The sequence below is a fragment of the Achromobacter sp. B7 genome (assembly GCF_003600685.1).
Lineage (GTDB): Bacteria > Pseudomonadota > Gammaproteobacteria > Burkholderiales > Burkholderiaceae_B > Achromobacter > Achromobacter spanius_B.
Window position 1 is genome coordinate 4643854 of the sequence record NZ_CP032084.1, and the last position, 12193, is coordinate 4656046.

Annotated in this window: 9 protein-coding genes; 6 read left to right on the forward strand and 3 right to left on the reverse strand. The window is 64.2% G+C overall.

Annotated features, from left to right (window positions below; all coding sequences use genetic code 11):
• Positions 1–153: 153 nt before the first annotated feature.
• Positions 154–1479: a solute carrier family 23 protein gene (locus tag DVB37_RS21020; RefSeq protein ID WP_046806893.1), complete on the reverse strand. Its 1326-nt coding sequence runs from the start codon at positions 1477–1479 to the stop codon at positions 154–156.
• A 142-nt stretch (positions 1480–1621) separates the two neighbouring features.
• Between DVB37_RS21020 and DVB37_RS21025 the strand changes: the two genes are divergently transcribed.
• The 6 genes from DVB37_RS21025 (at position 1622) to DVB37_RS21050 (ending at position 8034) form a co-directional block, all read left to right on the forward strand.
• Positions 1622–2068 carry a FlxA-like family protein gene (locus tag DVB37_RS21025; protein ID WP_120156684.1) on the forward strand — a complete coding sequence of 149 codons (447 nt, stop codon included), beginning with the start codon at positions 1622–1624 and terminating at the stop codon, positions 2066–2068.
• A 131-nt stretch (positions 2069–2199) separates the two neighbouring features.
• Entirely contained in the window at positions 2200–3537 is a 1338-nt protein-coding gene (locus tag DVB37_RS21030; RefSeq protein WP_120156685.1) for an extracellular solute-binding protein, read from the forward strand.
• Positions 3538–3650: 113 nt separating this feature from the next.
• Entirely contained in the window at positions 3651–5363 is a 1713-nt protein-coding gene (locus DVB37_RS21035) for an iron ABC transporter permease (RefSeq protein WP_120156686.1), read from the forward strand.
• Positions 5360–6445, forward strand: a complete 1086-nt coding sequence (locus DVB37_RS21040; protein WP_120156687.1) for an ABC transporter ATP-binding protein — start codon at positions 5360–5362, stop codon at positions 6443–6445. The genes DVB37_RS21035 and DVB37_RS21040 overlap by 4 nt, the downstream gene beginning before the upstream one ends.
• Positions 6446–6455: 10 nt before the next feature.
• Entirely contained in the window at positions 6456–7364 is a 909-nt protein-coding gene (locus DVB37_RS21045) for a LysR family transcriptional regulator (RefSeq protein ID WP_120156688.1), read from the forward strand.
• Positions 7365–7389: 25 nt separating this feature from the next.
• A complete protein-coding gene (locus tag DVB37_RS21050; RefSeq protein ID WP_046806899.1) occupies positions 7390–8034 on the forward strand; it encodes a histidine phosphatase family protein in 645 nt (214 codons plus the stop codon).
• A gap of 37 nt (positions 8035–8071) precedes the next feature.
• Here the strand turns inward: DVB37_RS21050 and DVB37_RS21055 are convergent, their stop codons facing one another.
• Together DVB37_RS21055 and carB are read right to left on the reverse strand one after the other, a co-directional pair.
• Positions 8072–8836: an SDR family oxidoreductase gene (locus DVB37_RS21055; RefSeq protein ID WP_120156689.1), complete on the reverse strand. Its 765-nt coding sequence runs from the start codon at positions 8834–8836 to the stop codon at positions 8072–8074.
• Positions 8837–8941: 105 nt separating this feature from the next.
• The gene (gene carB, locus DVB37_RS21060) at positions 8942–12187 is read right to left on the reverse strand and encodes a carbamoyl-phosphate synthase large subunit (RefSeq protein WP_046806901.1); all 3246 of its coding nucleotides are present in this window, start codon (positions 12185–12187) and stop codon (positions 8942–8944) included.
• Positions 12188–12193: the final 6 nt, after the last annotated feature.

Below are 12193 nucleotides of genomic sequence, written 5' to 3' on the forward strand. Positions count from 1 at the left end.
AATCCCTCAAGGCGGCGCGGGCTGGCTTGACGATCGCGAAGGGCTGTGGCCAAAAAGATACTATTCAATAGTATTTTGTCATCCAGCCTGGCGCGGCGCCTGCCAGATACCGGCCAGATCAACGACCGGGGCCACGACCCGGCCGCCCCACGCCTAGACCACCGGCCCCGGCTTCCGACGGCGCAGCAGCGCATACAGGATGATGGCGCCGAACGTGGCGGTGCCGATTCCGCCCAGCATGAAGTCACCGATCTTGATGGTGAAGTCGCCCGCGCCCAGCACCAAGGTGACGGCGGCGACGATCAGATTGCGGTTGTCGCTGAAATCCACCTGGTTGACCACCCAGATCCGCGCGCCCGCAATGGCGATCAGGCCGAACACCACCACCGACATGCCGCCCAACACCGGGCCGGGAATCGTCTGGATCAGCGCGCCGAACTTAGGCGAAAAGCCCAGCACGACGGCGATCAGCGCGGCCACGACGAAGACCAGCGTGGAATAGATGCGGGTAACCGCCATGACCCCGATGTTCTCGGCGTAGGTCGTGACGCCCGTGCCGCCCACCGCGCCCGACACCATGGTTGCCACGCCGTCGCCCACGAAGGCGCGGCCCAGATAGCGGTCCAGGTCCTGGCCCGTCATCGCGCTGACGGCCTTCACGTGCCCCAGGTTTTCGGCGACCAGGATGATGGCGACAGGCACGATCAGGCCCATGGCCTCGGCCTTGAAGACCGGAGCGGCAAAATGCGGCAAGCCGATCCAGGCCGCGGCGGCCACGCCTGAAAAGTCGATGGGCTTGCCCAGCCCCATGCCGTTGGCCAGCACGGCGTAGACCACGCACGCCAGGATCAGCCCGACCAGGATCAACAGGCGCTGGACCATGCCCTTGGTGTAGACGGCGATGCCGCCGACGCAAACAATGGTGACCAGCGCCATGAACGTGTCAAAACCCGACGCGCCCATGGCGCCCTTGGCCGCGATGGGCGCCAGATTCAAGCCGATCACCGCAACCACCGCGCCCGTGACGACAGGAGGCATCAGGGCGTCGATCCAGTTGGCGCCACTGCCCGAGCGCGCGTTGACGATCCACACGATCACCCCGATCAGCGTATAGGCCAGGCCACACGCGATGATGGCGCCCAGCGCCACGCCGATGTTGGCGTTGGCGCCACCGCCCGCATAGCCGGTGACCGCGATCACGCCGCCGATGAAAGCGAAGCTGGACCCCAGGTAGCTGGGCACCCGGCCGCCGACAAACAGGAAGAAGATCAGCGTGCCGATGCCGGACATCAAGATCGCCACGTTGGGATCAAAGCCCATCAGCAACGGCGCCAGCACCGTCGAGCCGAACATGGCCACGACGTGCTGCGCGCCCATGGCGATGTTCTTGGGCCAGGACAGCCGTTCGTCGGGCGCAATAATAACGCCGGGTTCAGCGTCGTCCGCCAGGCGCCAACGCGGGAAATAGGAATTGGACATGGATATCCCAAATAAGGTGTCGGGGTAAGCGGGCGCCAGTGTAAAGGGGGCCACGAAAGGGCGGCAATGTTTAAGTTGCGCTTGCCCAATGCCGTTCATTAGTTGAACGCCCCGCAATTCCCCCCAAGTACCAGGAGACATCATGGCTATCAATTCCCTCGGCGGCTCATCCCGGATCGGCAGTTTGGCCGACCTGTGGGTCCAGAAGATTCAAGCCAATAAGGAAGCGAAGGATCCCGCGGGCGGGGAGGCGACCACGGTCACCCCCGACGGCAAGATCCGCGTCAACAACGCTGGGGCGCTGAGCGTTGGGGGCACCAAGGCCTCGGAAGACACCGGTAACGACGACGAATTCACGCGTCAGATCAAAGAGCTGCAAAAGCAGCTCAAGCGCATCATGGATCAGATCGCCAAGGTGCAGGCCAGCGGCATGTCGGACGAGATGAAGGCACAGCAGCTTCAAGCGCTGAACGGCCAGGCCATGCAGATCCAAGGCCAGATCCAGCAGGTGCTGGTCCAGCAGGCCAAGGCGGCCATGGCCAGCGCCGCGGCCGGCGCATCGGGCGGCGGCGTATCCACCACGGCTTGACCGCAGCGCGTCATCAGCGGGGGGCCACCATCACGGCCCCACGCTGATGAGCCGCATCAAAATTTCTGATTGGACGCGTTGCAGACCAGACATTACTGTCTCCAGACAAATTAAAACTACGGAGACAAACCATGCACGCAATGCGCACCGCCCTTGCAGGCGCCCTTGCAGGCGCCCTGCTGGCCGTCTGCTCGGCACCTGCCCTGGCCGGCACCGTCACGGTGATCACGTCGTTCCCGAAGGACCTGACGCAGGCCTACAAGACCGCGTTTGAAAAGGCCAACCCCGGCATCACGCTGGAAATCCTGAACAAGAACACCGTGTCGGGCATTGCCTATGTGCGCGAAACGCCCGCCGGCCAACGCCCCGAAGTGTTCTGGGCCAGCGCGCCCGACGCCTTCGAAGTGCTGGGCCGCGACAAGCTGCTGGCCAAATCGTCCGACGTGGCGAACAAAGACGTGCCTGACAAGGTGGGCAACTATCCCATCAACGATCCGTCGGGCATGTACCTGGGCCAGGCGCTGGCCGGCTACGGCATCGTCTACAACACGCGGTATATCGCGGCGCACAAGATTCCCGCGCCGGTGGAGTGGAAGGATTTGCTGTCGCCCAAGTGGTTTGGCCACGTGGGCATCACGTCGCCGTCGCGCTCGGGCACCATGCATTTGACCGTGGAAACCATCTTGCAAGGCGAAGGCTGGGATGACGGCTGGAACACCTTGCTGCGCATGTCCGGCAACAGCAGCGCGGTGACAGAACGGTCATTCGGCGTGCCCGACGGCGTGAACAACGGCCAGTTCGGCGCCGGCCCGGTCATCGACTTCTTTGGCCTGTCCAGCAAGTATTCGAAGTTCCCCGTTGAATTCGTCTATCCGTCCGAGACCGCGATCGTGCCCGCCAACATCGCCTTGATCGACGGCGCGAAAAATACCGAGGAAGGCAAGAAGTTCATCGCCTTCACGTTAAGCCAGGCCGGCCAGGAGCTGCTGCTGGAACCGAAGATCTCGCGTCTTCCGGTGCTGCCGTATTCCGCGCTTGCCGGCAAGATCCCGCCCGGCTATCCAGACCCCGCGGACATTGCCAAGCGCAGCAAGGTGCAATTTAACGCCGACCTGTCCCAGACGCGCTATTACGTCGTGCAATCGCTATATGACCAAACCGTCACTTTCCGCTTGAAGGAATTGCAGGCCGCCACCAAGGCGATCTACGACGCCGAGGCCAAGCTGGGCGACAAGGCCAAGTCGGGCAAGGCGGCCGAGCTGCTGGCCCAGGCGCGCAAGCTTGCCTGGGCACCGCTGGTCGATGGCAAGAAGGCCGCCGACCCGGCCTTCCTGGCGATCTTCGCGGGCAATAAGAAAGACGCCGCGGTCAACCAGCAGATCACCCAGCTGGAAGGCGAGTGGAACGGCAAGTCCAAGGCCAACTACGAAGAAGCCGTGAAGCTGGCCAAGCAGGCTGCCGCGCTGTAAGCCGCCTCTGGCTGACCGCCCGTGGCTGACCGCCCGTGGCGAACCGCCCATAGCGAACCGCCCCGGGCACGCGCCCGGGGCGCAGTCCCCTGGCAACGATTTCGGGAATCTCGATGAATTCTTCGGGCCACTCACGCCTGCCCGCCGGCCCCGTATTGACGGCGCTGCTGGTATTCGGCTTTCTGCTGCTTTTTCTTGTCGTGCCCGTGGGCACGGTCTTCTACAGCGCCTTCGTGAACGCCGACGGCAGTTTCACGATGGGCCACTTCGGCGCCTTCTTCAATCAACCGCTAATGCAGGAAGCGTTCTTCAACAGCCTGTACGCGGCGGGCTGGTCGGCGCTGCTGGCGTCGCTGATCGCGGTGCCACTGGCGTACTTCACGGTGCGCTTCGATTTTCGCGGTGCGCTGATCATCCAGACGCTGGGCGTGCTGCCGCTGATCATGCCGCCGTTTGTGGGCGCCGTCGCGATGCAGCTGATCTTCGGGCGGTCGGGCAGCGTCAACCTGCTGCTGAACGACTGGTTCGGGTTCACGATCCCGTTCATGGAAGGCTTGAACGGCGTCATCTTTGTTGAAGCGCTGCACTACTTTCCGTTCATCCTGATGAACCTGGTGGTGGCGTTGCGCAATATCGACGGCGCCATGGAAGAGGCCGCATTCAACCTGGGCTCGCGCGGGTTTCGCCTGTTCCGCCGCGTGATTTTCCCGCTGGCCCTGCCCGGCTACGTGGCCGGCGCGTCGCTGGTGTTCGTCAAGGTGTTCGACGACCTGGGCACCCCGCTGGTGCTGGGCACCACCAACATGCTGGCGCCGCAAGCGTACCTGCGCATTACGCAGGTGGGGCTGGAAGATCCGCTGGGCTATGTGATCAGCGTCATCATGATCGCGTTTTCGATTCTGGCGCTGTGGCTGTCGGCGCGCGTGCTCAAGGGGCGCGATTATTCCACCTTGCAAAAGGGCGGCAACTCCATCCAGAAGCGCAAGCTGGGGCCAATGGAAAGCGTGCTGGCCTATGGGTGGATCATCCTGGTGATGCTGCTGGTGCTGTCGCCGCACATGGGCGTGCTGCTGCTGTCGCTGGCCAGCGTCTGGAGCTTCGCCCCGCTGCCGGATGGCTACACGCTGGCGCATTACTCGGCGGTGTTCTCGGAATCGCAGGGCATGATCGCCAACACCTTGCTCTATTGCGGTCTGGCGGCCGGGGTGGACGTCATTCTTGGCACCGCCATCGCCTACCTGATGCTGCGCACGCGGTTGCCGGCGCGGCAGTGGCTGGACTTGATGGCGTCGGCCGCGCTGGCGATACCGGGCATCGTGCTGGCAATCGGTTTCCTGCGCACGTTTCGCGGCATCGAGCTGCCGGGTACCGGCACGTTGCTGACCTCGTCGTGGATCATCATCATGATCGCGTATTCGGTCAGGCGCCTGCCCTACGCGCTGCGCTCGTGCGTGGCCTCGTTGCAGCAGATCAACGTGTCGCTGGAGGAAGCCGCGCAATCGCTGGGCGCCACCCGCATGAGCACGATCCGCCGTGTCGTCGTGCCCTTGATGGCGGGCGGCATGCTGGCCGGCTTCGTGACCAGCTTCGTGACGGCGGCGGTGGAATTGTCGGCCACCATCATGCTGGTCACCAAGGACAGCCAGGCGCCCATGAGCTACGGCATCTATCTGTATATGCAAAGCGCGGCGGGCCGGGGGCCCGGCGCCGCGCTGGGCGTGCTGGCGGTGGCCGCGGTGGCCATCGGCACGTATGTATCGCACCTGCTGGTAGAGCGCGCGCAGTCGCGCCAGCGTCCGGCACGCACTGAAGGGGAATCCGCATGAAGAAGGTCAGCGTAGAGTGCCGCAACATCCGCCTGTCCTATGGCAAGACGGAAGTGCTGAAAGACGTGAACATCCACATCGAGCCGGGCGAGTTCTTTGCGCTGCTGGGCCCGTCCGGCTCGGGCAAGTCGACGCTGCTGCGCTTGATCGCGGGCTTCAATCGCCATAGCGCCGGCCAGTTGCTGGTGGACGGCAAGGACATCACCGGCACCCCGCCCTGGGATCGCAACATCGGCATGGTGTTCCAGAACTACGCGTTGTGGCCGCACATGACGGTCTGGGACAACGTGGCCTTCGGGCTGGTCGAACGCAAGTTGCCGCGCGCCGAGATTCGCGCCAAGGTCGAAGCCGCGCTGGAACTGGTGGGCCTGTCGCAGTATGGCAAGCGCCGGCCCAACCAGCTGTCCGGCGGGCAGCAGCAGCGCGTGGCGCTGGCCCGCACCATCGTCATTGAACCGCAGGTGCTGCTGCTGGACGAACCGCTGTCCAATCTGGACAAGAAGCTGCGCGTGCAGATGCGCCAGGACCTGTTGAGCCTGCAACGGCGCCTGGGCATCACCACCATCTTCGTCACGCACGATCAGGAAGAAGCCATGACCACGGCCGACCGCATGGCGGTGCTGGACCACGGCGTGGTCCAGCAGATCGGCGCGCCCAGCACGCTGTTCGACTATCCGACGAACCGCTTCGTGGCCAACTTCGTGGGCACGATGAATGTGCTGGAAGGCGATGTGCGTGAACGCACCAGCGGCAGCGTAGTGCTGGCCGTGCCTGGCGTGGGTGATCTGCATCTGCCGCTGACGGCCGAAGCCCCCGCCGCCAGCCGCCTGGCCGCCAGCTTCCGCCCCCATACCGTACAGATCGAAATGGCGGACGGCCTGGGCGACGCGCGCTATGTGTGGCTGCCCGGCATTGTGGAAAGCAGCGAATTCCTGGGCGAATTCACGCGCTACCAGGTGCTGATCGGTGAACAACGCCTGACGGCGGATCAGTCGCACCTGGCCGGGCTGTCGCCGTTTCCTATCGGCGCGCCGGTATCCATCGGACTGGAACCCACGCAAGTGCGGCTGTTGGCGGCCTAAACTGGCGGCCATGGAAATCTATCAGATCCGCGCCTTCGTCACGGTTGCCCGCCTGGGCAACCTGACGAAGGCGGCCGAAGCGCTGTCCCTGACGCAGCCCGCCGTGACCGCGCAGATCAAGGCGCTGGAACAGAGCCTGGGCGTGGCGCTGTTCGACCGTAGTGGCGGGCGGCTGGCGCTGGCCAAGGCGGGCGAGGTGCTGCTGCCCACGGCGGAATCGCTGCTGGTGCTGGGCGCGCAATTCAAGTCCGAGGCGCAACAACTGCAAGGCAGCCTGCATGGCGTTGTGGAGCTTGGCGTACCCAGCGAAAAACCGGATTTCCTGCGCCTGGGCGAGCTGGCCTCGGCCGTCACGCAACGCCTGCCGCTGGTGGAACTGAAGACGCAGACACTGCCCACCGCCACCTTGGCCGAACAAGTCAGCACCGGGCGGCTGCCGGCGGCGCTGACCATCGCGGCCAATCCCCCGCGTGGCGTGTTGTGGCTGCCGCTGCGCAGCGTGCGGTATCGCATCGCACTGCCCCACGACCATGCCGCGGTGCTAAAACGGGGCGGCTGGCGCGAAGTAGCGCAGTTGCCGTGGCTGGATGGCCCGTCGGGCAGCCACACGCATCTGTTGCTGCGCGACATGTTTGAACGCCACGGCCTGTCGCCTCGCGTCGTCATGCAAAACGATGACCAGGCCAATTTGGAAGCGCTGGTGCGCGCCGGCGCGGGCTGCGCGCTGTTGCGGGAGGAAACCGCCTTGGCCGGCGCGGCCTCGAATGATTTCATGGTGTGGGGCCAGGCACGTGCCGACGCCATGCTAGGCTTCATCCTGCCCTATGAACGCGCCAGCGAACCCGCCCTGGTGGCGTTAAGCTCCCTCATCCAAACCATCTGGAAGCCGCGCGCGGCAATCGCACCGGCCCAGCTTTAAGCCTTATTTGCGCATCACAAACGTAATGACTGAAATCTGGTTCATCCGCCATGGCGAAACCGACTGGAATCGCCAGCGCCGCCTGCAAGGCTGGAAAGACATTCCCCTGAACGAATTCGGCGTCAATCAGGCCAGCCTGCTTGCCGCGCGCCTGCGCGAAGACGCGCGCCACACGCCCATCCACGCTATCTATAGCAGCGACCTGCAACGCGCCCATGCCACGGCCGTGCCCGTGGGCGAACAGCTGGGGCTGCGCGTACGGGTCGAGCCGGGCATCCGCGAACGGGGCTTTGGCGTCCTGGAAGGGCTGGACCACGAACACATCGATGTGCAGGCGCCCGAAGCCGCTGCCGCCTGGAAAAGCCGCGACCCGCTGCGCCCGCTGGATGGCGGCGAGTCCCTGGGGCAATTCCAATCCCGCGTGATCTCCACCGTGGACGACATTGCCAGCCGCCATGATGGCGAGCGCATCCTGATGTTCACGCACGGAGGCGTGCTGGACATCATCTGGCGTCATGCATCGGGTGTGCCGCTCAATGGCGCGCGCGATGCCGCGTTGCTGAATGTCAGCATCAACCGCGTCGCGGTACAGGGCCGCAAGTGGGAAGTGCTGGATTGGGGCGACGTTGGACACGTGGCCGACGAGGTCGGCGACGACGTGGTGCCGTAAACCTGCTGTAGACGTGCCGTAAGCGCGCGGTAAAGGGCTACCCCGCTTTGCGCGGCTTGCGTGGCGCGTCACGCGCCAACTTGTCGTACACCGCGTTGGGCAACAGGCGCATCAGCTTGGCCACCACGCCCATCTGCCACGGAATCACCGTGTAAGACGTGCCACGCGTAATGGCCGCCTGCGCGCGTTGCGCAAAGGCGTCCGCCTCCATCAGGAAAGGCATCGAATACGGGTTCTTCGCCGTCATGGCGGTCTTGATGTAGGCCGGCGCAATGGTCACCACGCGGATGCCATCGCCCGCCAGCTCCAGCCTCAGGCTTTCGCAGTAGGTCACCACCGCGGATTTAGAGGCGCTGTAGGCGCCAGCCCCCGGCAGTCCACGCACGCCCGCCACGCTGGCAATGCCCACCAAACGGCCCGATCCGGCGGCGCGCATGGCGCCGACAAAGGGCTCGAAGGTGGCCACGGTGGCCAGCAAGTTGGTGTCGACAATGGCTTTGAAGACGTCATAGTCCTCACCGTGCTCGGTCAACGTGCCGGCACTGATGCCCGCGCTGGCGATGACGACATCCACCCTGCCCTGGCAGAACGCAATGAAATCGGCCGCCGCTGCATGCAGCGCGGCACGGTCGCGCACGTCAACCGCATAGCAACGATGGCTGCCCGGCAAGCTGTCGGCCAATTCACGCAGCGCGTCTTCGCGCCGGCCCAGGAGACCCAGCGTGGCGCCCGATGCGGCGTACTGCTGCGCCAGGGCGCGTCCCAGGCCACTGCTGGCGCCGGTGATGAAGACTCTGTTCATGGAATCGTCTTAAGCGAATAGGAATGCAGGGATGGAAAAAGGGCGGCCCTGATCAAGGGCCGCCCCGGCATCCTACCTCAAGCCCGCGGGCTTGGCGCTGTCGCGTCAGCCTTGGCCGCTAAGCGATGCGTGCAAGTCCTGCAACGGATACACCTGCAAGCCCAGGCCCTGGCGCAGATACTGCATGCCTTCAACCGCGGCGCGGGCGCCGGCGATGGTGGTGAAGAAGGTGACGCGAGCGGCCAGCGATTGCGTACGGATCGTGCGCGAATCGACGATCGCGTTGCGACGTTCTTCAACCGTGTTGATGACCAGCGCGATTTCGCCGTTCTTGACCATGTCCACGATGTGCGGACGGCCTTCGGTGACCTTGTTGACCACTTGCACCGGAATGCCCGCGGTTTCAATTTCGGCCGCCGTGCCGCGCGTGGCGACCAGCTTGAAGCCCAGGGCATGCAGGCCACGCGCCACTTCCACGGCGCGGGGCTTGTCCTGATTCTTCACGCTGATGAACACCGTGCCGGATTCCGGCAGGCGCACGCCAGCAGCCAATTGCGACTTCACGAAGGCTTCGCCAAAGCTCATGCCCACGCCCATCACTTCGCCCGTCGACTTCATTTCCGGACCCAGGATGGTGTCCACGCCCGGGAACTTCACGAACGGGAACACGGCTTCCTTGACCGAGAAGTAAGGCGGCACGACTTCCTTGGTGATGCCTTGCTTGGCCAGCGTCTGGCCGGCCATGGCGCGCGCGGCGATCTTGGCCAGCTGCAGGCCAGTGGCCTTGGACACGTAGGGCACGGTGCGCGATGCACGCGGGTTCACTTCCAGCACGTAGACGTCGCCGCCCTGGATGGCGAACTGCACGTTCATCAGGCCGCTGACGTTCAAGGCCTTGGCCATCATCGTCGTCTGGCGCTTGATCTCGGCGATGACTTCCGCAGACAGCGAGTAAGGCGGCAGGCTGCAAGCCGAGTCGCCCGAGTGCACGCCGGCCTGCTCGATGTGTTCCATGACGCCGCCGATGAACACGGTTTCGCCGTCGGCCAAGCAGTCCACGTCGACTTCGGTGGCGTTGTTCAGGAAGCGGTCCAGCAGCACGGGCGAGTCATTGCTGACCTTAACGGCCTCGCGCATGTAGCGCTCGAGGTCTTGCTGTTCGTGCACGATTTCCATGGCGCGACCACCCAGCACGTAGCTGGGACGCACGACCAGCGGGTAGCCGATCTCGGTGGCGTGGGCCAGGGCCTCGCCTTCCGTGCGCGCGGTGCGGTTGGGCGGCTGACGCAGGCCCAGCTTGTTCAGCAGCTTCTGGAAGCGTTCGCGATCTTCGGCAACGTCGATGGATTCCGGGCTGGTGCCGATGATCGGCACGCCGTTGGCTTCCAGGGCGCGCGCCAGCTTCAACGGCGTCTGGCCGCCGTACTGGACGATCATGCCGACCGGGTTTTCCTTGTGGACGATTTCCAGCACGTCTTCCAAGGTCAGCGGTTCGAAGTACAGACGATCGGACGTGTCGTAGTCAGTGGACACGGTTTCCGGGTTGCAGTTGACCATGATGGTCTCGTACCCGTCTTCACGCAGCGCCAGCGCGGCGTGCACGCAGCAGTAGTCGAACTCGATGCCTTGGCCGATACGGTTCGGGCCACCGCCCAGCACGATGATCTTCTTGCGATCGGTGGGCGCGGATTCGCACTCTTCTTCGTACGTGGAATACATGTACGCGGTGCGGGTGGCGAATTCGGCGGCGCAGGTGTCCACGCGCTTGTAGACCGGGCGCACGTTCAACTGGTGGCGCAGCTTGCGCACTTCGGATTCAGCGGAATCCAGCAGGAAGGCCAGGCGGCGGTCCGAGAAACCGCGGCGCTTCAGTTCCCACAGGGTGGCGTAGTCCAGATCGGCCAGCGTCTTTTGTTCCAGCGCCAGTTCGATGTCGACGATTTCCTTGATCTGCGACAGGAACCACGGGTCGATGTGCGTGATGTTGTGCACTTCGTCCAGCGTGAAGCCTTGCGCAAAGGCATCGCCCACGTACCAGATGCGTTCCGGACCGGGCTCGCCCAGTTCGACTTGCAGCTTTTCGCGGTCGGTGGTTTTCTGGTTCAGGCCGTCCACGCCCACTTCCAGACCACGCAGCGCCTTCTGGAACGATTCCTGGAAGGTGCGGCCGATGGCCATGACTTCACCCACGGACTTCATCTGGGTGGTCAGGCGCGCGTCGGCGGTGGGGAATTTTTCGAAGGCAAAACGCGGCACCTTGGTGACGACGTAGTCGATCGACGGTTCAAACGAGGCGGGCGTGGCGCCGCCGGTGATTTCGTTCTTGAGCTCGTCCAGCGTGTAGCCCACGGCCAGGCGCGCGGCAACCTTGGCGATGGGAAAGCCGGTGGCCTTGGATGCCAGCGCCGACGAACGCGACACGCGCGGGTTCATCTCGATGACGATCATGCGGCCGTTCTTCGGGTTGACGGCAAACTGCACGTTCGAGCCGCCCGTGTCCACGCCGATCTCGCGCAATACCGCGATCGATGCATTACGCATGATCTGGTATTCCTTGTCGGTCAGCGTCTGGGCCGGCGCCACGGTGATCGAGTCACCGGTGTGCACGCCCATCGGATCCAGGTTTTCGATCGAGCAGACGATGATGCAGTTGTCCGCCTTGTCGCGGACCACTTCCATCTCAAATTCCTTCCAGCCCAGCAAGGATTCTTCGATCAGCAGCTCGTTGGTCGGCGACGCTTCCAGGCCGCGACGGCAGATCGTTTCGAATTCTTCGGCGTTGTAGGCGATACCACCGCCCGAACCGCCCATGGTGAAGCTGGGGCGGATCACGGCGGGGAAGCCGGACGTGCCCACTTCCGCGGCGATGCGGCGTTGGACTTCCCAGGCTTCGTCCATGCTGTGGGCCACGCCCGACTTAGCCGATTCCAGGCCGATGTCGGTCATGGCCTGCTTGAACTTCTGGCGGTCCTCGGCCTTTTCGATGGCGTGTTCGTTCGCGCCGATCAGTTCCACGTTGTACTTCTTGAGCACGCCGTGGTGGGCCAGGTCCAGCGCGCAGTTCAGCGCGGTCTGGCCGCCCATGGTCGGCAGCAAGGCATCGGGCTTTTCACGCTCGATGATCTTTTCAACGGCTTGCCAGGTGATGGGCTCGATGTAGGTGACGTCGGCCGTTTCCGGGTCCGTCATGATCGTGGCGGGGTTGCTGTTCACCAGGATGGTGCGATAACCCTCGGCCTTGAGCGCCTTGCACGCCTGTGCGCCGGAATAGTCGAATTCGCAGGCCTGCCCGATGATGATGGGGCCGGCGCCGATGATGAGTATGCTTTTTAGGTCTGTACGCTTGGGCATGATGCA